The 21,386-nt window shown below is 65.8% G+C and carries 22 protein-coding genes; 12 read left to right on the forward strand and 10 right to left on the reverse strand.

The window, feature by feature from the left end; all coding sequences use genetic code 11:
• Nucleotides 1-43: 43 nt before the first annotated feature.
• Nucleotides 44-613: a YqiA/YcfP family alpha/beta fold hydrolase gene (locus JYG32_RS11565; protein WP_213263626.1), complete on the reverse strand. Its 570-nt coding sequence runs from the start codon at nucleotides 611-613 to the stop codon at nucleotides 44-46.
• Nucleotides 610-2,106 (reverse strand): UDP-N-acetylmuramate:L-alanyl-gamma-D-glutamyl-meso-diaminopimelate ligase, encoded by a 1,497-nt coding sequence (gene mpl / locus JYG32_RS11570; RefSeq protein WP_433960852.1) that lies wholly within the window; start codon nucleotides 2,104-2,106, stop codon nucleotides 610-612. The genes JYG32_RS11565 and mpl overlap by 4 nt, the downstream gene beginning before the upstream one ends.
• A 124-nt stretch (nucleotides 2,107-2,230) precedes the next feature.
• Here mpl and JYG32_RS11575 point away from each other — a divergent pair, with 124 nt between their 5' ends.
• The 10 genes from JYG32_RS11575 to JYG32_RS11620 all read left to right on the forward strand — a co-directional run bounded on the left by JYG32_RS11575 (nucleotide 2,231) and on the right by JYG32_RS11620 (nucleotide 10,462).
• Nucleotides 2,231-2,875 (forward strand): UDP-N-acetylmuramate--alanine ligase, encoded by a 645-nt coding sequence (locus JYG32_RS11575; RefSeq protein WP_213263627.1) that lies wholly within the window; start codon nucleotides 2,231-2,233, stop codon nucleotides 2,873-2,875.
• Between the two features lie 7 nt (nucleotides 2,876-2,882).
• Nucleotides 2,883-3,434 carry a TlpA family protein disulfide reductase gene (locus JYG32_RS11580; protein WP_213263628.1) on the forward strand — a complete coding sequence of 184 codons (552 nt, stop codon included), beginning with the start codon at nucleotides 2,883-2,885 and terminating at the stop codon, nucleotides 3,432-3,434.
• Between the two features lie 194 nt (nucleotides 3,435-3,628).
• Nucleotides 3,629-4,081 carry a type II 3-dehydroquinate dehydratase gene (aroQ, locus tag JYG32_RS11585; protein WP_111015348.1) on the forward strand — a complete coding sequence of 151 codons (453 nt, stop codon included), beginning with the start codon at nucleotides 3,629-3,631 and terminating at the stop codon, nucleotides 4,079-4,081.
• 66 nt (nucleotides 4,082-4,147) lie between these two features.
• The gene (gene accB / locus JYG32_RS11590) at nucleotides 4,148-4,618 is read left to right on the forward strand and encodes an acetyl-CoA carboxylase biotin carboxyl carrier protein (protein ID WP_174383058.1); all 471 of its coding nucleotides are present in this window, start codon (nucleotides 4,148-4,150) and stop codon (nucleotides 4,616-4,618) included.
• An 85-nt stretch (nucleotides 4,619-4,703) separates the two neighbouring features.
• Nucleotides 4,704-6,071: an acetyl-CoA carboxylase biotin carboxylase subunit gene (gene accC / locus JYG32_RS11595; RefSeq protein ID WP_034182676.1), complete on the forward strand. Its 1,368-nt coding sequence runs from the start codon at nucleotides 4,704-4,706 to the stop codon at nucleotides 6,069-6,071.
• A gap of 2 nt (nucleotides 6,072-6,073) precedes the next feature.
• Nucleotides 6,074-6,976 (forward strand): 50S ribosomal protein L11 methyltransferase, encoded by a 903-nt coding sequence (gene prmA, locus JYG32_RS11600; protein WP_213263629.1) that lies wholly within the window; start codon nucleotides 6,074-6,076, stop codon nucleotides 6,974-6,976.
• A gap of 45 nt (nucleotides 6,977-7,021) precedes the next feature.
• On the forward strand, nucleotides 7,022-8,368 hold the full coding sequence (locus JYG32_RS11605; protein WP_213263630.1) for a zinc-ribbon and DUF3426 domain-containing protein: 1,347 nt from the start codon (nucleotides 7,022-7,024) through the stop codon (nucleotides 8,366-8,368).
• Nucleotides 8,369-8,441: 73 nt separating this feature from the next.
• Nucleotides 8,442-8,945, forward strand: coding sequence for a thiol peroxidase (tpx, locus tag JYG32_RS11610; protein WP_034182673.1), 504 nt, complete (start codon nucleotides 8,442-8,444; stop codon nucleotides 8,943-8,945).
• 85 nt (nucleotides 8,946-9,030) lie between these two features.
• The gene (locus tag JYG32_RS11615; RefSeq protein WP_174383055.1) at nucleotides 9,031-9,969 is read left to right on the forward strand and encodes a carbohydrate kinase family protein; all 939 of its coding nucleotides are present in this window, start codon (nucleotides 9,031-9,033) and stop codon (nucleotides 9,967-9,969) included.
• 19 nt (nucleotides 9,970-9,988) lie between these two features.
• The gene (locus JYG32_RS11620) at nucleotides 9,989-10,462 is read left to right on the forward strand and encodes a glycine zipper 2TM domain-containing protein (RefSeq protein ID WP_047899750.1); all 474 of its coding nucleotides are present in this window, start codon (nucleotides 9,989-9,991) and stop codon (nucleotides 10,460-10,462) included.
• Between the two features lie 213 nt (nucleotides 10,463-10,675).
• Here JYG32_RS11620 and JYG32_RS11625 read toward each other — a convergent pair whose 3' ends face one another.
• The 7 genes from JYG32_RS11625 to JYG32_RS11655 form a co-directional block, all read right to left on the reverse strand.
• Complete coding sequence (locus JYG32_RS11625) at nucleotides 10,676-11,338, reverse strand: histone H1-like DNA-binding protein (RefSeq protein ID WP_174383054.1); 663 nt, start codon at nucleotides 11,336-11,338, stop codon at nucleotides 10,676-10,678.
• Nucleotides 11,339-11,366: 28 nt separating this feature from the next.
• Nucleotides 11,367-11,693, reverse strand: a complete 327-nt coding sequence (locus JYG32_RS11630) for a hypothetical protein (RefSeq protein WP_080971037.1) — start codon at nucleotides 11,691-11,693, stop codon at nucleotides 11,367-11,369.
• A gap of 82 nt (nucleotides 11,694-11,775) precedes the next feature.
• The gene (locus tag JYG32_RS11635; protein WP_174383053.1) at nucleotides 11,776-12,987 is read right to left on the reverse strand and encodes a ribonucleotide-diphosphate reductase subunit beta; all 1,212 of its coding nucleotides are present in this window, start codon (nucleotides 12,985-12,987) and stop codon (nucleotides 11,776-11,778) included.
• Between the two features lie 363 nt (nucleotides 12,988-13,350).
• Complete coding sequence (locus JYG32_RS11640; protein WP_213263631.1) at nucleotides 13,351-16,344, reverse strand: ribonucleoside-diphosphate reductase subunit alpha; 2,994 nt, start codon at nucleotides 16,342-16,344, stop codon at nucleotides 13,351-13,353.
• A gap of 452 nt (nucleotides 16,345-16,796) precedes the next feature.
• Nucleotides 16,797-17,387 carry a 1,6-anhydro-N-acetylmuramyl-L-alanine amidase AmpD gene (gene ampD / locus JYG32_RS11645; RefSeq protein ID WP_213263632.1) on the reverse strand — a complete coding sequence of 197 codons (591 nt, stop codon included), beginning with the start codon at nucleotides 17,385-17,387 and terminating at the stop codon, nucleotides 16,797-16,799.
• A complete protein-coding gene (locus JYG32_RS11650) occupies nucleotides 17,384-17,680 on the reverse strand; it encodes a PP0621 family protein (protein WP_213263633.1) in 297 nt (98 codons plus the stop codon). Before JYG32_RS11650 ends, ampD begins: the two co-directional genes overlap by 4 nt.
• Before the next feature lie 13 nt (nucleotides 17,681-17,693).
• Nucleotides 17,694-18,587, reverse strand: a complete 894-nt coding sequence (locus tag JYG32_RS11655) for a cytochrome C assembly family protein (protein WP_174383616.1) — start codon at nucleotides 18,585-18,587, stop codon at nucleotides 17,694-17,696.
• 89 nt (nucleotides 18,588-18,676) lie between these two features.
• Here JYG32_RS11655 and ffh point away from each other — a divergent pair, with 89 nt between their 5' ends.
• On the forward strand, nucleotides 18,677-20,044 hold the full coding sequence (gene ffh / locus JYG32_RS11660) for a signal recognition particle protein (RefSeq protein ID WP_034182664.1): 1,368 nt from the start codon (nucleotides 18,677-18,679) through the stop codon (nucleotides 20,042-20,044).
• Between the two features lie 94 nt (nucleotides 20,045-20,138).
• Nucleotides 20,139-20,690, forward strand: coding sequence for a hypoxanthine-guanine phosphoribosyltransferase (locus tag JYG32_RS11665; RefSeq protein ID WP_174383617.1), 552 nt, complete (start codon nucleotides 20,139-20,141; stop codon nucleotides 20,688-20,690).
• 84 nt (nucleotides 20,691-20,774) lie between these two features.
• On the opposite strand, the gene JYG32_RS11670 is transcribed toward JYG32_RS11665, so the two are convergent.
• Nucleotides 20,775-21,377, reverse strand: a complete 603-nt coding sequence (locus JYG32_RS11670; protein WP_174383618.1) for a MarC family protein — start codon at nucleotides 21,375-21,377, stop codon at nucleotides 20,775-20,777.
• Nucleotides 21,378-21,386 lie beyond the last annotated feature (9 nt).

Consider the following 21,386-nt stretch of genomic DNA (forward strand, 5'->3'; position numbering starts at 1 on the left):
CGGCGCCGCATGATGATGGGAATTCGATCGGCACACGGCCGGTTTATCGCGTTTTTCCGTCGCAAAACGCCAGAACGTCGTCGACATAGTCGGCAAATTCGCTGATCCCGTGATCGCTGCCTTCGATCACGCGCGTTTTCGCACCCGAGTAATGGGCCAGCATCTCGCGGTAGTCGAGCACTTCGTCGCCGGTCGCCGCGAACAGATAGTAGCGTTCGGCACGCGTAATCGCCGGCACGCGCAGCGCATCGAGCTCGTGCAGGTGACGGCGCTCGACGACGATCGTGCCGCCGCCGTGCCACAGCGGCTGTTCGCCCAGATGCTGCTCGAGATCGCGCTGCGGCACGATGGCCGGGTTCAGCAGCACGGCCTTCCAGCCGTGCTTTTCGGCCAGCCACGTGGCGTAATAGCCGCCGAGCGAGCTGCCGATGACGGTCACGTCGCGCGCACCGGCAACCTCGGCTTCCGCGACGGCGATCGCGTCGAGCGGCGACACGGACAACGACGGGCAACGCCACTCGTCCGTGCGGCCGAGTTCGGCCATGCGCGCGGCGAGCAGCCGCGACTTCTGCGATTCCGGCGACGACCGGAAACCGTGCAGATACAGGATCACGTGCGGCTCCCGAGCGCGTCGAGCAGCTTCTGATGCACGCCGCCGAAGCCGCCGTTGCTCATCACGAGCACGTGGTCGCCCGGGCGCGCGGCCCCGACGACGGCCTTCACCAGCAGGTGCAGATCGTCGAACGCGCGTGCTTTGTCGCCGAGCGGCGCGAGCGCCTCGCCGAGATTCCAGCCGAGCGCATCGCGCCCCGCCGGTGCACCGTAGCCGAACACGAGATCGGCATCGGCCAGGCTTGCCGGCAATTGCGACTTCATCACACCGAGCTTCATCGTGTTCGAGCGCGGCTCGAGCACGGCGAGGATGCGGGCATGCTGACTACCGATGCGCGCACGAAGGCCGGCGATCGTGGTTTCGATCGCGGTCGGATGGTGCGCGAAGTCGTCGTAGACGGTCACGCCGTCCACGCTGCCGCGCACTTCCATGCGGCGCTTCACGTTGCGGAACGATGCGAGGGAGGCTGCGGCCTGCGCGGGCGGCACGCCGACGTGACGCGCGGCGGCGATCGCCGCGAGCGCGTTCATCCGGTTGTGATCGCCCTGTACTTGCCACGCGACTTCGCCGACGCGTTCCGCGTGCGAATACACGGCGAAGCGCTCGTCGACCGGCACGCCATCCTCGGCCGGCAGTGCCTGCCAGCCGCCATCGACGCCGAACCGCTCGACCTCGCTCCAGCAGCCGCGCGCCAGCACGCGCTCGAGCGCGTCCGAGCGGCCGTTCGTGACGATCCGGCCGACACCGGGCACGGTGCGCACAAGGTGGTGGAATTGCGTTTCGATCGCGGCGAGATCCGGGAAGATGTCGGCGTGATCGAATTCAAGGTTGTTCAGCACCGCGGTGCGCGGCCGGTAGTGGACGAACTTCGAGCGCTTGTCGAAGAACGCCGTATCGTATTCGTCGGCTTCGATCACGAAGAAGCTCGAATCGGTGAGCCGCGCCGACACGCCGAAGTTCAGCGGCACGCCGCCGATCAGGAAGCCCGGGTTCAGGCCAGCGTCTTCCAGCAGCCACGCGAGCATCGACGACGTGGTCGTCTTGCCGTGCGTGCCCGCGACCGCGAGCACCCATTTGCCGGCCAGGACATGCTCGCCGAGCCACTGAGGGCCCGACACGTACGGCAGGCCGCGATCGAGGATCGCCTCCATCAGCGGATTGCCGCGCGTGACGACGTTGCCGATCACGAACAGGTCCGGTTTCAGGTCGATCTGTTCGGCACCGTAGCCTTCGATCAGCGTGATGCCCTGCGCCTCGAGCTGCGTGCTCATCGGCGGATAGACGCCCGCGTCGCAACCCGTCACCGTGTGGCCCGCCTCGCGCGCGAGTACGGCGAGACCGCCCATGAAGGTGCCGCAGATGCCAAGAATGTGGATGTGCATAGATGAATGCTTTCGCGCCGCCGGGTGCCGTCGATTCGGAAAAGATGCGTCTGCGGCGCGCCGGACAGGCCGTGCGACCGGCGCTCGTGGCCGCGACACAAAGAGCAGTATTGTAACTGACGGCCAGCACTGCCCGGCGGCCCGAACGATGTGCGCGAACGGCGCCGGCACGCCGGGCGGCAGGCCGCCGCAGCCGCGCTCGGGCGCCGCGGCGATCGAGTATGATTGCCGGATCATGTCTCGCAAACCTCTTGTCGACCCGCGGCGCGTCCGCGAGGAAATCGCCCAGTCCGCCGCCCGCCTGATCGCGGAGGACGGCATGGACTACGCCAGCGCGAAACGCAAGGCCGCGCGCCAGTTGCTGGGCGATTCGCGCGTTGCCGGCGAATGGCTGCCGGATAACGACCAGATCGAGGAAGAACTGCGCGAGTACCTCGCGCTGTTCCAGAGCGACACGCAGCCGGACGAACTGCGCCGCCTGCGCGAGATCGCACTCGACTGGATGCGCCGGCTCGCCGAGTTCCGTCCGTATGTGACGGGCGCGGTGCTGAACGGCACCGCGAACGCGCATTCGGACATCCATTTGCAGGCATTTACCGACAACCCGAAGGATGTGGCGATCTACCTGCTGAACCAGAACGTCCAGTACGACGTATCCGAGACGCGGCACTTCGCGGGCCGCAGCGACGTCGAGACGCTGAGCTTCCTGTGGCGCCCGCGGCGCGACGTGGACGCGATCGGCATCCACCTCGCGCTCTACGCGAGCGACGACCTGCGCGGCGCGGTCAAGGCCGATGCGCGCGGCCGTGTCGCCCGGGCGGATGCCGCCGCGCTGCGCGCACTCGTCGAAGCAGGCAAAGCCCCTTCCGAACCGGAATGATTCAACGATGATGATGAAACGCATGTTGGCGCTCGCGGTGATCGCGGCCGCCGCCGTTGCCGGCGGGATCGCCGCCGGCCATTGGTTCCGCGGCGCAGCCGATGATGGAGTCGCCGTCGCCGCGCCCGCCTCGAAGGGCAACCCGGTCGACCAGTTGTGGGCGTCGTCGCTGACAGGGATCGACGGCAAGCCGGCCACGCTGGCCGCCTTCAAGGGCCAGAAGGTCGTCGTCAATTTCTGGGCGTCGTGGTGCGGCCCGTGCGTCGAGGAGATGCCCGAACTCGTCGCGCTGTCGCATCAATACAAACAGAAAGGCATCCGTTTCATCGGCATCGGCGTCGATTCCGAACAGAACGTGAAGAACTTCCTGCAGAAAGTGAAGGTCGACTATCCGGTTTTCGTCAGCGGTTATGCGGGCGCCGATCTGGCCCGTAATTTTGGAAATACCGCGGGCGCGTTGCCGTTTACCGTCGTCATCGACGAAACCGGCAAGATTCGCGAGACAAAATTAGGACAAATCCAACCGGCCGAACTGAAAAAGACCCTCGACGCGCTGTAACCTGCCCGAACGGCGGCCCGCACGTTGGCGGCGATTTGCCCGTCGATCGCCGCAATTTCGCGTGAATTCGCCGATACTTTGCATCCGCACCGGTAATTCTTGCAGATCCGGCGCGCTCGGCCGTTCGGCAAAACTAGACAAATTTCTCTAAATAGCGCTAAAGTTCGCGCAATTCCGCAGAAATAGAAGCGACCATGACACGATTGCTGGTGCTGCACGGCCCGAACCTGAACCTTCTCGGCACCCGGGAACCGGAGGTGTACGGCCACGTCACGCTGGCGCAGATCGATCAGGCGCTTGCCGCGCGCGCCCGGGAAGCCGGCGCCGAACTGTCGTCGTTCCAGAGCAACCATGAAGGCGCGCTGGTCGACCGCATCCAGGCCGCGCGGGAGGAACAGACCGATTTCATCCTGATCAATCCGGCCGCGTATACGCACACGAGCGTCGCGATCCGGGACGCGATCGCCGGCGTTGGCATCCCGTTCGTCGAGGTTCACTTGTCGAACGTGCATCGCCGCGAAGCGTTCAGGCACCACTCCTACTTTTCCGACCAGGCCGAAGGCGTGATCTGCGGGCTCGGCTGGAAAGGTTATCTGTACGCGCTCGAGTACGCGCTCGACAAGCTGCAAGGCACGTCGCGCGGCTGATTTCGCGATCTAGATTCAGCGCCGGCCCCTAACCGGCGCTTTCACGTATTGAAAGGGGAATTCCCGATGGATCTTCGTAAGCTGAAAACTCTGATCGACCTCGTTTCCGAATCCGGCATCTCCGAGCTGGAAGTGACGGAAGGCGAAGGCAAGGTGCGCATCGTCAAGAACGCACCGCCGGTCTACGTGCAGCCGACGGCTGGGTATGCCCCGCAATTCAGCGCGCCCGCCCCGTCGGTCGCGCTGCCGGCCGAAGGTGCCGCTGCGCCGGCAGCCGGCGCCGCAGCACCGGCCGTCCCGCAAGGCCACGTCGTGACGTCGCCGATGGTCGGCACGTTCTATCGCGCGCCGTCGCCGGGCGCGGACCCGTTCGTCCAGGTCGGCGACACGGTCAAGGAAGGCCAGACGATCTGCATCATCGAAGCGATGAAGCTGCTCAACGAGATCGAGTCGGACAAGGCCGGCGTGATCAAGGAAATCCTCGTCGAGAACGGCCAGGCCGTCGAATACGGCCAGCCGCTTTTCGTGATCGGCTAAGTCCGCTGCGCGGCTAAGCCAGCCGCGCGCCGCCGATGCTCGCCAGGCGCCGTTCGCGCGCCCCTCGAAGAGACGAATACTCGCTATGTTTGAAAAAATCCTCATTGCCAACCGCGGTGAAATCGCGCTGCGCATCCAGCGCGCGTGCCGTGAGCTCGGCGTCAAGACGGTGGTCGTCTACTCGGAAGCCGACAAGGAAGCCAAGTACGTGCGCCTCGCGGACGAAGCCGTCTGTATCGGCCCGGCCCCGTCGAACCTGAGCTACCTGAACATGCCGGCGCTGATCAGCGCCGCGGAAGTCACCGATGCCGAGGCGATCCACCCCGGCTACGGCTTCCTGTCGGAGAACGCCGATTTCGCGGAACGCGTCGAGCAGTCGGGCTTCACGTTCATCGGCCCGCGCCCGGAAACGATCCGCATGATGGGTGACAAGGTCACCGCCAAGCAGACGATGATCAAGACCGGCGTGCCGTGCGTGCCGGGCTCGGAAGGCGCGTTGCCGGACGATCCGAAGGAGATCGTCAAGATTGCGCGCGCGATCGGCTATCCGGTCATCATCAAGGCGGCCGGCGGCGGTGGCGGGCGCGGGATGCGCGTCGTGCACACCGAGGCTGCGCTCGTCAACGCGGTCAACATGACCCGCGAGGAAGCCGGCCGTGCGTTCGGCAACCCGCAGGTGTACATGGAGAAGTTCCTCGAGAACCCGCGCCACATCGAGATCCAGGTGCTGTCCGACGCGTTCAAGAACGCGATCTGGCTCGGCGAGCGCGACTGCTCGATGCAGCGCCGCCACCAGAAGGTGATCGAGGAAGCGCCGGCACCCGGCATTCCGCGCCGCCTGATCGACCGCATCGGCGACCGCTGCGCGGACGCCTGCAAGAAGATGGGCTACCTCGGCGCGGGCACGTTCGAATTCCTGTACGAAAACGGCGAGTTCTACTTCATCGAAATGAACACGCGCGTGCAGGTCGAGCACCCGGTATCGGAGCTGATCACGGGCGTCGATATCGTGCAGGAACAGATCCGCATCGCGGCCGGCGAGAAGCTCGCGCTGCGCCAGCGCGACATCCAGTTCCGCGGGCATGCGATCGAATGCCGGATCAACGCCGAAGATCCGTTCAAGTTCACGCCGTCGCCGGGCCGGATCACGTCGTGGCATACGCCGGGCGGCCCCGGCGTGCGCGTCGACTCGCACGCCTACAATGGCTATTTCGTGCCGCCGAACTATGATTCGATGATCGGCAAGCTGATCACCTACGGCGCGACCCGCGAGCAGGCGATCAGCCGGATGCGCATCGCGCTGTCGGAAATGGTCGTCGAAGGCATCCAGACCAACATCCCGCTGCACCGCGAGCTGATGATCGACTCGAAGTTCGTCGAAGGCGGCACCAGCATCCACTACCTCGAAAACCGGCTCGCGCAGAAGCAGCAGGTCGCACCGGAAGAAGCGTAAGCATGAGCTATCGCGAACTCGTCGTCGAACTGGCCCGCGAGCATGCGGAGGCACTGTCCGACGCGCTGCTCGACCTCGGCGCGCTGTCGGTGTCCGTCGAGGACGCCGACGCCGACACGCCCGACGAACAGCCGCTCTTCGGCGAGCCCGGCCTCGTGCCCGATCGCACCGCGTGGCAGCACTCGCGCGTGGTCGCGCTGCTGTCGCCCGACCATGAGCCGGCCGTGCTGCTCGCGGCCGCCGCGAACGAGATCGGCCTCGCCGGGACGCCGACGTTCGACGTCCGCGAAGTCGAGGAACAGGACTGGGTGCGGCTCACGCAATCGCAGTTCGAGCCGATCCCGATCGGCGAGCGGATCTGGGTCGTGCCGTCGTGGCACGACGCGCCCGATCCCGACGCGCTCGTCCTCGAACTCGACCCCGGCCTCGCGTTCGGCACCGGCAGCCACCCGACCACGCGCCTTTGCATGGAATGGCTCGAACAGTCGGTGAAGCCCGGCCAGTCGGTGCTCGACTACGGCTGCGGCTCCGGCATTCTCGCGATCCTCGCGAAGAAATGCGGGGCGAACCCCGTCATCGGCATCGACATCGATCCGCAAGCGGTCGAATCGGCACGGCAGAACAGCGAACGCAACCGTGCGGAAGTCACGTACGGGCTGCCCGATGCATGCCCGGACGGCGAATTCGACATCGTGGTCGCGAACATCCTGTCGAACCCGCTGAAGCTGATGGCATCGATGCTGGCGTCGAAGGTCAAACCGGGCGGGCGCATCGCGCTGTCGGGCGTGCTCGCGCGCCAGGCGGACGAAGTCGCGGCCGTCTATGCGCGCTACATCGACATCTCGATCTGGCGCGAACACGAAGGTTGGGTATGCCTCGCCGGAACCCGGCGGGAAAGCCATTAGAATAGCGCTGTCCTTCACTCTGGCCAGCAGGCCGCCCGGCTCGACATGCTTCTTGCAACGCGCTGCCCTCATTGCGACACCGTCTTCCGGCTGCAGCAGGAACAGCTCTCGCTGCATGAAGGGCTCGTGCGCTGCGGGCATTGCCACGAAGTCTTCAATGCGTCCGAATCGCTCGTTCCCGAGCACGCGCCGCAGCCCGGACCGGCCTTGACCGAAACGGCTGCCGCGCCGGACGGCGGCGACGCGCACCATCAGGCGCCGCCTGCACGGTTGTTCACCGCCGGCACACCGGCCGAGTCGCCGTCCGACGCCGATTACAAGCCGGAAGGCTGGGACATGTGGGCGCCGTGGCTCGACGCCGGCGTCGATCCATCGCTGCAGCACAGCGTGCAGACCGTGCGCACCGAGCCGCTGGTGCCGCTCGCGCTCCCGTCCACCGACGCCGGCGTCGTGCACCTGTCGGGTACGCCCGCACCGTTCCCGTCCCCGACCGAGTTCGACGCATCCGCCGACGCCGCGCACCCGGCCGAATCGCATTCGACGCAGACGGAACAGGAAACCGAAGCATCGCCCGCGCCTGTCGTGTCGCCCGTCGAGCGCGACCCGCGTGAACCCCGCTTCGTCGCCCATATTCCGTCGGAAGCAGAAGCCGCTACCAAAGACTCCGAGCCGGCAGGCAACGCGCACTTCGCGGTGCCCGACGACGAGCGCGCTCCGCGCGAACCGCGTTTTGCATTCGCACCGGCGCCGGCCGTGACCGAAACCGGATCCGAACCCGACGCCGTAACCCGGCACGACAAAACACCTGCCGCGGCCACCGACACGCCCGCCGCGCCGTTCCCGGCCGCGCTGACCGACGACGATCGCCCGCACTTCGCCGTGACGCGCGAGACGCGCGCGCCGCAGCAGCGCGGGTTGCTCGGCGGCTTTTTCGGCGGCCTCGTCGCCGCGGCGCTGGCCGTGCTGCTCGTCGCGCAACTCGCGTGGTGGCAGCGCGAGACGCTGATGATCTACTGGCCCGTGACGCAGGGCTGGTTCCGTCAGGCCTGCGCGCCGCTCGGCTGCACGGTCGCGCCGCCGCGCGCGATCGACGGCCTGCGGCTCGACGCGACCGACCTGCGCCAGCTCGACGGCCCGCGTGTGCTCGAGCTGAAGGTGCCGCTGACGAACCGCTACCGCGTCGCGCTCGCGTACCCGTCGCTCGAGCTGACGCTGCTCGACGACACCAATCACGTGACCGTGCGCCGCGTGCTCGCGCCGCGCGACTACGTGCGCCCGGGCACGCCGATCACCGCCGGGCTGCCGCCCGGCACGACGCAGACGATGGTCGTCCGCCTCGAAACGAACGGCAAGCCCGCCTCGAATTTCCGCGTCCAGATCTTCTATCCGTGACGCGCCGCGGCGCGCGCATGCGCGCCCGTCTCAACCCGCGCGCCCGAGCGGCGCGCTATTTCGGAGCACGAACATGAGCAAAGTTACGCTGGGTGGCAACCCGATCGATCTCGCCGGCACGTTCCCGGCCGTCGGCGCGCAAGCGGCCGATTTCAAGCTGGTCGGCAAGGACCTCGCCGACCTGTCGCTCGCCAGCTTCGCCGGCAAGCGCAAGGTGCTGAACATCGTGCCGAGCCTCGACACGCCGACCTGCGCGACGTCGACCCGCAAGTTCAACGAAGCCGCGTCGTCGCTCGACAACACGGTCGTGGTCGTCGTGTCCGCCGACCTGCCGTTCGCTGCCACGCGCTTCTGCACGACCGAAGGCCTCGCGAACGTCGTGACGGCTTCGACGTTCCGCACCGGCCGCGCATTCGCGAACGCATACGGCGTCGACGTGACGAGCGGCCCGCTGAACGGCCTGACCGCACGTGCCGTCGTCGTGCTCGACGCGCAGGACAAGGTGATCCACGCGGAACTGGTCGGCGAAATCAAGGACGAGCCGAACTACGACGCCGCGCTCGCCGCACTGAAGTAAGCTTTCTCCCGCTTTCCCCTGCCGCGCCGCGCCCTTCGCGCGGCGCTGTCGCGCAGGGTCCCTCATTTCTACAGGAACGCACACCTTGGCTACGCTGATTTGCGGCTCGATCGCCTACGACTCCATCATGACCTTCGAAGGGCGGTTCCGCGAGCACATCCTGCCCGACCAGGTGCACCTCATCAACCTGAGCTTCCTCGTGCCGACGATGCGCCGCGAATTCGGCGGCTGCGCGGGCAACATCGCGTACGCGCTGCACCTGCTCGGCGGCGATGCGCGCATGATGGGGACGATGGGCGCGCTCGACGCGCAGCCGTATCTCGACCGGCTCGACCAGCTCGGCCTGCGCCGCGACCACGTTCGCGTGTTGCCCGATACGTACACGGCGCAAGCGATGATCACGACCGATCTCGACAACAACCAGATCACTGCGTTCCACCCCGGCGCGATGATGCAGTCGCACCTGAACCATGCCGGCGACACGCCGGACATCAAGCTCGCGATCGTCGGCCCCGACGGCTTCGACGGGATGGTGCAGCACGTGGAAGAGCTCGCCAAGGCCGGTGTGCCGTTCGTGTTCGATCCGGGCCAGGGCCTGCCGCTGTTCGACGGTGCGACGCTGCGCCGCAGCATTGAACTTGCGACCTATGTCGCGGTCAACGACTACGAGGCCAAGCTGGTGAGCGACAAAACGGGATGGTCCGAAGACGAAATCGCCAGCCGGGTCGACGCCCTCGTCATTACGCGTGGCGAGCACGGCGCGACCATCCGCCACAAGCAGGGCACGGAGCAGATTCCGGTCGTGCCGGCCGAGCGCATCGCCGATCCGACCGGCTGCGGCGATGCCTTCCGGGGCGGCCTGCTGTACGGCATCGAGAATGGCCTCGACTGGGCAACCACGGGCCGCCTCGCGAGCCTGATGGGCTCGATCAAGATCGCCCACCAGGGGCCCCAGACTTACGTACTGACGCGCGCTGAAATCGACGCGCGCTTCGAGGCTGCATTCGGTTACAGTCTCAAATGAATATTGTGGGAGAGCAAAGATGTTGACGAAAAAAACCCTCACGCTCGCGGCCATGCTGACGGCTACACTGACCCTCGCCGGCTGCTTCACGGCACCCGGTTCGGCAGATGTCTATAGCGTCGGCCAGGCGCAACGCGAACAAACGGTCCGCATGGGCGTGGTCGAAAGCGTCCGTGCGGTGCGCATCCAGTCCGACGGCGGCGGCAGCGCGATCGGCACGCTCGGCGGCGGCGCCCTCGGCGCGGTCGCAGGCAGCGCGATCGGCGGCGGCAAGGGATCGATCCTGACGGCGATCGCCGGCGGTCTCGTCGGCGCGGTCGCGGGCAACGCGGTCGGCGAAAACCTCAGCACGGCGAACGGTGTCGAAATCACCGTGCGCCTCGACAACGGCGACCTGCGTTCGATCACGCAGGCAGCAAGCGGCGAAGCGTTCCGCGCCGGCGAGCGTGTGCGACTGCTGTCGAGCGGCGGCGTCACGCGCGTCACGCACTAACCAGGTACCTCAGCACGCGGCGCAAGCCGCGGTCGAACGCATGTGCGAAGCTGCACATGCGTTTTTTTTCGTCCGTACTCGCCGCGGCCGGCACATGGGCGAATACGGACGAAAAAAATCCCGCCACCTGAGCCAGATGGCGGGACTGATTGAGTAGCGCTACTCAACCCACGGACACCACGTGAGTGCCCGGGTGGTACTGGTCAGCCGCGATTACGGACGGCTGCCGGTCGGGAACGGCCATGCCGCTGCCGGATTGAGCGCGGTCTTCACGCCCGATGCCGGCGCAACCGATGCGGTCGACGCGGTCGTTGCCGGCGCAGCCTTCTTCACGACAGCCTTCTTCGGAGCAGCAGCCTTCTTCGCCGGAGCCGGAGCAGCAGCTTTCTTCGCCGGGGCAGCAGCCTTCTTCGCAGGGGCAGCCTTCTTGGCGGGCGCAGCCTTCTTCGCAGCAGCCTTCTTCGCAGGCGCAGCCTTCTTCGCAGCAGCCTTCTTGGCAGGCGCGGCCTTCTTCGCAGCAGCCTTCTTCGCCGGTGCGGCCTTCTTCGCAGCAACCTTCTTCACTGCGACTTTCTTCGCTGCAACCTTCTTCGCAGCGGCCTTCTTGGCCGGCGCTGCCTTCTTCGCAGCAACCTTCTTCACTGCGACCTTCTTGGCTGCAACCTTCTTCGTTGCGACCTTCTTTGCCGCGACCTTCTTCGCAGCGGCCTTCTTGGCCGGTGCTGCCTTCTTCGCGGCAACCTTCTTCACCGCGACCTTCTTCGCAGCAACCTTCTTCACCGCAGCGGCCTTCTTCGCCGGAGCAGCAGCCTTCTTCGCAACGGTCTTCTTGGCAGCAACCTTCTTAGCAGCCGGTTTCTTCTTGGCGGTAGCCATGTTGTTCTCCTTCAGGTTCAGATGAGAGTCAGTTCAAACTACACCCTTCGTCAAAACCCGCTTCCCGCGGACGCTGTTCAGGACGTGCGCTTCGAAGCGGGCTATTCATCGGCGTACGCGGATACCACGCGCTTACGCTAATGAATACGGTATGGCGCGCGTGACCACCCGGCCTCGCGCGCCAAATCAAGTCGGTAGCCGGCGCACCTCGCGCCGCTACCCCTAATCGCTTGATCAAGCGGACCGCCACACGGCCGTCCGCTTTATCCGGAGGGAAGTTTGCCCATCCCACTGAAGGGTTCGCAAAGTGCCGGTCGTATCGTTGGGCCGTTAAGGCACCGGGCATGCTTTGCATCAGGCGTTCTTGCTCCTAAACCTTGGGCCGGGACCGAGAGGCCGCCGGCTGCTCCATCATGTAACGGGTTCGCTGCTGCGGGTTATTCCCAGGACAGCGCGCCCCCCGTCTGATACTCGATCACACGCGTCTCGAAGAAGTTGCGTTCCTTCTTCAGGTCGATCATCTCGCTCATCCACGGGAACGGGTTTTCCTCGTTCGGGTACAGCGGATCGAGGCCGATCTGCTGGCAACGGCGGTTGCTGATGAAGCGCAGATAGCTCTTGAACATCGACGCGTTCAAACCCAGCACGCCGCGCGGCATCGTGTCCTCGGCGTAGCGGTATTCGAGTTCGACAGCCTGCTTGAACAGCTCGCGGATCTCGGCGCGGAATTCCACGGTCCAGAGATGCGGGTTCTCGAGCTTGATCTGGTTGATCAGGTCGATGCCGAAGTTGCAGTGCATCGACTCGTCGCGCAGGATGTACTGATATTGCTCTGCAGCACCCGTCATCTTGTTCTGGCGGCCGAGCGCGAGGATCTGCGTGAACCCGACATAGAAGAACAGGCCTTCCATGATGCAGGCGAACACGATCAGCGACTTCAGCAGCTTCTGATCCGCTTCGAGCGTGCCGGTCTTGAAGGCCGGGTCCGTCAGCGTGTGGATGAACGGAATCAGGAATTCGTCCTTCGCGCGGATCGACGTGACCTCGTGGTACGCGTTGAAGATCTCGCCTTCGTCGAGACCGAGCGATTCGACAATGTATTGGTACGCGTGCGTGTGGATCGCCTCTTCGAACGCCTGGCGCAGCAGGAACTGCCGGCACTCGGGCGCCGTGATGTGGCGGTACGTGCCGAGCACGATGTTGTTCGCCGCGAGCGAATCGGCCGTCACGAAGAAGCCGAGGTTGCGCTTCACGATGCGGCGCTCGTCCTCGGTCAGACCGTTCGGGTCCTTCCACAGAGCGATGTCGCGGGACATGTTGATTTCCTGCGGCATCCAGTGGTTCGCGCAACCGGCCAGATACTTTTCCCACGCCCACTTGTACTTGAACGGCACCAGCTGATTGACGTCAGTCTGGCCGTTGATGATGCGCTTGTCGGCGACATTGACCCGCGCTTCCGAACCGCCGGCGGGAACTGCCGATGCTTGCGGCGGCACCGCAAGATCGCCTTCGAAAATGTCGCGGACCTGATGGGCGGCAGGCGACGCAGCCTGCATTCCGACAGCCACTCCTGCGGGGGCGCGCATCGCATTGTGCTGCGCTCCGCTCGCGGGAGTTACGGCAGTCTTCTCGTCATCCCAGTTGAGCATAAATTCTCACCATCAATTTAGAACGGTTTGTACCATCTTTTCCTGAGCGATAAAAGGGTTCGCTCACGAAAAATCCTTTTTTCGATTCGCGTTGCGACCTCGATACAACACTTTGAGCAACGCATCGTCGTTCATGCAGCGCGCGACGTGTGTCGCGCGTGTATCGCGAGGTGCGCTCGACGCATCGAACGCTGATCGAAACGCGACGTCGTCGGGGATGTTTCGATCGCTTGTCACTGCCTGCAACGCAGGTGCCGCGTTACAGATTCCTTATCATTTTTTTAGTTGAGAGCGGCGCACACTTCAACCTCGATCGGTCATCGTGTGCGCCGCCCGGCACATCTTCAGGTCAGGCGCGCTGCGTTACTGGCACGCTTCGCATTCGTCGAAGCCCGGATCGCCCGGACGCATCGTGCACACCGGACCGTCGGCCTCGACCGGCGCGAGTGCCGGCGCTGCGCTGATCGCACCCGACGACGCATCGCCGCCCGCCGCACCGAAGCCGCCTGCAGCGCCTTGCGCGCCGCCGCTGCTCGAACCGCCACCCGTCGGCACTGCGTTCAGCGCGCCGTGTGCGACCGTCGACTTCTCGACGTGCGTCGCCGCCATCGTGCGGAGGTAGTAGGTCGTCTTCAGGCCGCGCAGCCATGCGAGCTTGTAGACCTCGTCGAGCTTCTTGCCCGACGCGCCGCCCATGTAGATGTTCAGCGACTGCGCCTGGTCGATCCACTTCTGGCGACGCGATGCCGCTTCGACCAGCCACGTCGGATCGACTTCGAACGCGGTCGCGTAGATCGCGCGCAGGTCGGCCGGGATGCGGTCGATGCGCGACAGCATGCCGTCGAAGTACTTCAGGTCGGCGACCATCACCTCGTCCCACAGGCCGCGATCCTTCAGGTCGCGAACGAGGTACTCGTTCACCACCGTGAATTCGCCCGACAGGTTCGACTTCACGTACAGGTTCTGGAAGGTCGGCTCGATGCATGCCGACACGCCGATGATGTTCGAGATCGTCGCCGTCGGCGCGATCGCGACGCAGTTCGAGTTGCGCATGCCGTGCGCGGCGATCCGCGAACGCAGCGTCGTCCAGTCGAGCGACTCGGACGTGTCGACCTCGACGTAGCCGCCACGCGCTTCGGCCAGCAGCTTCAGCGTGTCCTGCGGGAGGATGCCGCGATCCCACAGCGAGCCGCGGTAGCTCGAGTAGCGGCCGCGCTCCTCGGCCAGCTCGGTCGACGCGTGGTACGCGTAGTAGCAGACCGCTTCCATCGAACGGTCGGCGAACTCGACCGCCGCTTCCGACGCGTACGGCGTGCGCAGCAGGTGCAGGCAGTCCTGGAAGCCCATGATGCCCATGCCGACCGGACGGTGCTTCAGGTTCGAGTTACGCGCCTTCGGCACCGCGTAGTAGTTGATGTCGATCACGTTGTCGAGCATGCGCATCGCGACGCTGATCGTGCGCTTCAGCTTGTCGTGGTCGAGCGCGTAGCTGCCGTCGGCCTGCTTCACCAGGTGGGCGACGAGGTTCACCGAGCCGAGGTTGCACACCGCGATTTCGGTGTCGCTCGTGTTCAGCGTGATTTCCGTGCACAGGTTCGACGAGTGGACGACGCCGACGTGCTGCTGCGGCGAGCGCACGTTGCACGGATCCTTGAACGTGATCCACGGGTGGCCCGTCTCGAACAGCATGCCGAGCATCTTGCGCCAGAGTTGCGCCGCCGGGATCTTCTTGAACAGCTTGATCTCGCCGCGCGCGACCTTCTCTTCGTAAACCGTGTAAGCCTTCTCGAAATCGGCGCCGAACTTGTCGTGCAGGTCCGGGCAGGTCGACGGCGAGAACAGCGTCCAGTCGGTGCCTTCCATCACGCGCTTCATGAACAGGTCGGGAATCCAGTTCGCCGTGTTCATGTCGTGCGTACGGCGGCGATCGTCGCCCGTGTTCTTGCGCAGCTCGAGGAATTCCTCGATGTCGAGGTGCCAGGATTCGAGGTACGCGCAGACCGCGCCCTTGCGCTTGCCGCCCTGGTTGACCGCGACGGCCGTGTCGTTCACGACCTTCAGGAACGGCACCACGCCTTGCGACTTGCCGTTCGTGCCCTTGATATGCGAGCCGAGTGCGCGCACACGGGTCCAGTCGTTGCCGAGACCACCGGCGAACTTCGACAGCAGCGCGTTTTCCTTCAGCGCTTCATAGATGCCGTCGAGATCGTCCGCGACCGTCGTCAGGTAGCACGACGACAGTTGCGAGCGGTGGGTGCCCGAGTTGAACAGCGTCGGCGTCGAGCTCATGAAGTCGAAGCTCGACAGCACGTTGTAGAACTCGATCGCGCGCGTTTCGCGGTCGATCTCGTTCAGCGACAGGCCCATCGCGACGCGCATGAAGAATGCCTGCGGCATTTCGATGCGGGTGCCGTCGACGTGCAGGAAGTAACGGTCGTACAGCGTCTGCAGGCCGAGGTAGCCGAACTGCATGTCGCGGTTCGCGTCGAGCGCTGCGCCGAGGCGCGCCAGGTCGAACTGCAGCAGCTTGTCGTCGAGCAGGCCGGCGTCGACGCCGCGCTTCAGGAACTGCGGGAAGTATTCCGCGTAACGGGCCGACATCTCGGCCTGCAGGACTTCCTCGCCGAGGATCTCGCGGCGGATCGTGTGCAGCAGGATGCGGGCCGTGACCTGGCTGTATGCCGGGTCCTTCTCGATCATCGTGCGCGCAGCGAGGATCGCCGAGTCGTAGACCTGGCTCATCGGCACGCCGTCGTACAGGTTCTTCACCGTCTCCGCGACGATCGGCTCAGGGTTAACCGCAGCGCCGAGGCCATCGCACGACGACACGATCAGCGCGCGCAGCGCGTTCAGGTCGAGCGGACGCGACACGCCGTTGTCGACGACGTTGATGCCGGTGCTCGACTCGCCGCCTGCCGCCGCTGCTTCCTCGCCCGCATGCTGGCGCTCGAGGTGACGCTTCTCGCGATACAGCACGTACGCACGCGCGACGTTGTGCTCGCCGCCGCGCATCAGCGCGAGTTCGACCTGGTCCTGGATGTCTTCGATATGGAACGTACCGCCGTTCGGGCGGCTGCGCACGAGCGCGCGCACGACGTTGTGCGTCAGTTGTTCGACCTGCTCGCGCACGCGCGCCGATGCCGCGCCCTGCCCGCCGTTGACGGCCAGGAAAGCCTTGGTCACCGCGATCGCGATCTTCGAAGGCTCGAACGACACTACGCTGCCGTTGCGGCGGATCACCTTGTAGTCGGCGAACGTGGCCTGCGGCGCGAGCGCCTGCGCGCCCTGTTCGGTCCCGCCGAGCGGACGGCTCGAGGCGCTCTCGTACTGGGACGTCGCGTTGTCGGTGGTTTGCATGTGCAAAGCTCCTGGTGTTGGATGGTGCGGAGAGAACCGCGGATTAAAACGAACGCTGCGCAATGCGGTGCGCGAGCGGTAAGAGGCGAGCGATGCGCCGGGGAAGCCGGTTCGGTCGATGCGCGACAACCGAGCCGGTCGTGTGCTTCGTCATGTGTACCCTGCCCCGTCGAAGTTCGCTGCGCTGATCGCGACGCCCGGACCGCCCGGCCTGACGCGCCGCCCTGAGAACCCTGTCCGCCGGCGTTGCCCGCCGGCCGGTGCCGCTCGGGTTTCCCCCTGCGACACACACTATATCTAGTGCAGAACTGCTCAACTGGCACCAAGTATAGTGGACATTCGGGCGACGTCCAAACGGATAATTTGCGCCGAAGGTCTTGACATCGCTCACGCGCCGACACGACAAGGCATTGGTCGGAGAAAAAACTTTCTCCGGTCAAAAAACCCCGCGATCAGTGCTGACGGAAAGGAAAGTATCCGGCGGAAAAACCGGCATCGCTCGCGAAGCGTTGCCAATCGAAATGCGGACCCGGGTCGGTCTTGCGGCCCGGCGCGACGTCCGAATGCCCCGCGAATGCGTCGACCGGATAACGCGCGGCAAGCGCACGGGAGAGCGCGGCGAGCATCGCGTACTGCGCGTCGGCGAACGGCACGTCGTCCGCGCCTTCGAGCTCGATACCGATCGAGAAGTCGTTGCAGCGCGGCCGGCCGAAGAACTCGGACGAGCCCGCGTGCCACGCGCGCTCGTCGCACGACACGAACTGCACGAGTTCGCCGCTGCGGCGGATCAGGAAGTGCGCGGATACGCGCACGCCGCGCAAGTGGCTCTGGTAATAGGGGTGCGCTTCGCAGTCGAGGCGATTCAGGAACAGCGCCTCGATCGCGTTGCCGCCGAATTCGCCGGGCGGCAGGCTGATGTTGTGGACGACCACGAGCGTCGGCACCGCACCCGCGGGCCGCACCTCGAAGTTCGGCGACGGCGCATGGCGCGCTTCGCGCACCCAGCCGTTCGCGTCGACCGACAACGGCGGCGCGTCGCTCATCGTGCGTCGTGACCGCTCGCGCGCGCGGCGTGGCGCTGTGCGTGCTCGGCGCTGCAGAAGTATTCGCCGCCCGCGGCGACGGCGTCGCCCTTCGGTGCATGCACGCCGCATTCGGCGCAGCGCACCATCGGTTCGGGCAGCGACCGCGTGTCGCCGTTCGGGCGCGCAGCACCGCCGTCGTCACCCGCGCCGCGGCCGGTGCGCGCCTGCGCGTGCTCCTGGGCCTGGCGCAGCTTGCGCGCAAGCCACGAGCCGGCGAAGAAGAGAAGAATCAGGAGAAGAATCTGTCGCATCGGAAACCTGCGGTCAAACCACGGAACGGTGCAGCAGCACCTCGAAAACAAACCGGCTGCCGACATACGCGAGCAGCAGCGCGGCGAACGACACGAGCACCCAGCGCGCGGCACCGCGCCCGCGCCATCCCGACGTCTTGCGGGCAACCAGCAGGCCGCCGAACATCAGCCACGACAGGATCGCGAACACGGTCTTGTGGTCGAGCCGCAGCGCGCGCGCGTCGACCTGCTCGCTGAACAGGATGCCCGACGCGAGCGTCAGCGTGAGCAGCACGAAGCCGGCGCCGATCAGGCGGAACAGCAGCTTCTCGAGCGTGAGCAGCGGCGGCAGCGTTTCGAGCCAGCTCGCGATCCAGCCCGTCGAGCCGTCGCGCCCGCCGCTGCGCAGCGACTGCAGGCGCCGCTCGACCATCAGCATCAGGACCGCGTGCAGCGCCGCGATCGCGAACAGGCCATACGCGATGTTCGCGATCAGGAAGTGCAGCTTGAACAGCGGCGCTGCGGCATAAGGAAGCACCCGCACGCCGCCGAACACGAGCGGCAGCAGCGACGCGCCGCACGCGAGCGGCAGCACCAGCAGGCGCAGGCTGTCGAGCGGGAAGAAAAAGCTCTCGATCCAGTAGATGCCGGCGCCGAGCCAGAACATCGCGGACAGCGCGAACGCGAAGCCGAACACCATCGCGTCGTTCGGAAAAATCGTCGTGTGGAGCAGCACGCCGTGCGCGACCAGCGCGGCGAACAGCAGCGCGCGGCCGGCCCCGCTCATCCCGGACGCGGCGGACGCGGGAACCGGCACGGCCGGCACGCTCGCGACGAGCGGCGTCGCGCCCTGACGGTGCGCACGCCAGCCTGCGACGGCGAGGCCGCCGTACAGGAATGCGGTGAGGGCATACAGTACAATATCCATGTTCGAAGTTTACACTAGGCCCCCTTCCCGCGACGGCTCCCTTTGTTCGGTTCCGCCGCGCCTTCGGGCCCCACTGTCCATCGCTCCCCATGCTCGACAATCTCACTCAACGGATGGCGCGCGTCGTCAAGACGCTGCGCGGCGAGGCCCGGCTCACCGAGGCGAACACGCAGGAGATGCTCCGCGAGGTGCGTCTCGCGCTGCTGGAGGCCGACGTCTCGCTGCCGGTCGTCCGCGAATTCATCGCCAAGGTCAAGGAAAAGGCGCTCGGCGAAGAAGTGATCAGCAGCCTGTCGCCGGGTCAGGCGCTCGTCGGCGTGGTCCAGAAGGAACTGACCGCCGTGATCGGCGGCGACTACGAAGGCAAGGCCGCCGAGCTGAACCTCGCGGTCACGCCGCCCGCCGTGATCCTGATGGCCGGCCTGCAGGGTGCGGGCAAGACCACGACCGTCGGCAAGCTCGCGAAGCTGCTGCGCGAGAAGTACAAGAAGAAGGTACTGACCGTGTCGTGCGACGTGTATCGCCCGGCCGCCATCATGCAGTTGAAAACGGTGAGCGAACAGGTCGGCGCCGACTTCTTCCCGTCGACGCCCGACCAGAAGCCCGTCGACATCGCGCTTGCAGCCGTCGACTGGGCGAAGCGCCACTACCATGACGTGCTGATCGTCGATACGGCCGGCCGCCTCGGCATCGACGAGGCGATGATGCAGGAAATCGCCGCGCTGCACAGCACGCTGAAGCCGGCCGAAACGCTGTTCGTCGTCGACGCGATGCTCGGCCAGGATGCGGTCAACACCGCGAAGGCGTTCAACGATACGCTGCCGCTCACGGGCGTCGTGCTGACCAAGCTCGACGGCGATTCGCGCGGCGGCGCCGCGCTGTCGGTGCGCCACATCACGGGCAAGCCGATCAAGTTCGTCGGTGTCGCCGAGAAGCTCGACGGCCTCGAGGTGTTCCACCCCGACCGGATGGCAAACCGGATCCTCGGCATGGGCGACATCCTCGCGCTCGTCGAGGAAGCGCAGCGCGGCGTCGACGTGCAGGCCGCGCAGAAGCTCGCCGACAAGGTCAAGAAAGGCGGCGACTTCGACCTGAACGACTTCCGCGCGCAGATCTCGCAGATGAAGAACATGGGCGGCCTGTCGTCGCTGATGGACAAGCTGCCCGCGCAATTCCAGCAGGCGGCGGCCGGCGCCGATATGGGCCAGGCCGAAAAGCAGATCCGCCGGATGGAAGGGATCATCAGCTCGATGACGCCAGCCGAGCGCGCGAAACCCGAAATCATCAAGGCGACGCGCAAGCGCCGCATTGCGGCCGGCGCGGGCGTGCCGGTGCAGGAAGTCAACCGGATGCTGAACCAGTACGACCAGATGCGTACGATGATGAAGAAGCTGAAGGGCGGCAACATGCAGAAGATGATGCGCGGCCTGAAGGGCATGATGCCCGGCATGCGCTGATTCCGCCCGTCGGCCGGCGCGCGGGTTTTTGCTGTAGCGCGCGCCGTCCGTTCTGCTTCATTCTTGTTTGTATACCGACTGCCCGCCAGAACACATGAACCGCGAAGAAGCCCTCCACATTTTCGACCACTCCGAAGAGATCGTCTCGGCCGACGCCGTCAACGCGTCGATCGCCCGGATGGCCGACGCGATCCGCGCCGAGATCGGCGATGCGTTCCCGCTCGTTCTCTCGGTGATGGGTGGCGCCGCGGTGTTTACCGGGATGCTGCTGCCGCATCTCGATTTCCCGCTCGAATTCGACTACATCCACCTGACCCGCTACCGCAACACGACGCAGGGCAGCCCGGAGATGCACTGGCGCGTCGCGCCGCGCGAATCGGTGAAGGACCGGATCGTGCTCGTGCTCGACGATATCCTCGACGAAGGCGAGACGATGGCCGCGATCCGCGACCGCATCCTCGACATGGGCGCGCAGCGTTTCATGTCGGCCGTGCTGTGCGAGAAGACGCTCGCGAAGGCCAAACCGCTGCACCCCGACTTCTGCGGCTTCCCGGTGCCGGACCGTTACGTGTTCGGCTGCGGGATGGATGCGAAGGGCTACTGGCGCAACCTGCCGACGATCCGCGCGCTGACCACGAACGTCTGATCGCCGCCCTGCCTGCTATATAAATAGAAAGCGGCGCTCCGGTTTCCCGGAGCGCCGCTTTTTTTCGTGTGCGCGCCGCCCGACCTACAACTGGTGCACGAACGCGCGGATGCCGGCCAGCAGCATCTCGACCGAAATCGCAACGAGCACGAGGCCCATCAGCCGCTCGAACGCCGCGACCGTCCGCTCGCCGAGCCACTGCTGGATCCGCTCGGCCAATACCAGCGTGATCGCACAGACGAGCATCGTGACCGTCAGCGCGCCGACCCACTCGAGCATCTTGCCTGGCGCCTGCGACGTCAGCAGCATCACCGTCGCGAGCGCCGACGGCCCGGCGAGAGCCGGAATCGCGAGCGGCACGATGAACGGTTCGCCACCCGCGCGCGGATCGCTGCCGAGCGCGCCGTCCGGATGCGGGAAGATCATCCGCAGCGCGATCAGGAACAGCACGATCCCGCCGCCGAGCCGCAACGACAGGTCGGTGAGGTTCATCATCCGCAGGAAGCGGTCGCCGACCACCATGAAGAACAGCAGGATCACGAAGGCGATTCCCACTTCACGCAGGATCAGCTTCACGCGCCGCTCGCGCGGCACATCCCGCATCGCCGAAATGAACAGCGGGATGTTGCCGAGCGGATCGGTGATCAGCACGAGGAGCACGGTGGCCGACAGGAACGTGTATTCCATCGTGTCCCC

This window comes from Burkholderia pyrrocinia (assembly GCF_018417535.1).
GTDB classification, from domain to species: Bacteria; Pseudomonadota; Gammaproteobacteria; order Burkholderiales; family Burkholderiaceae; genus Burkholderia; species Burkholderia pyrrocinia_E.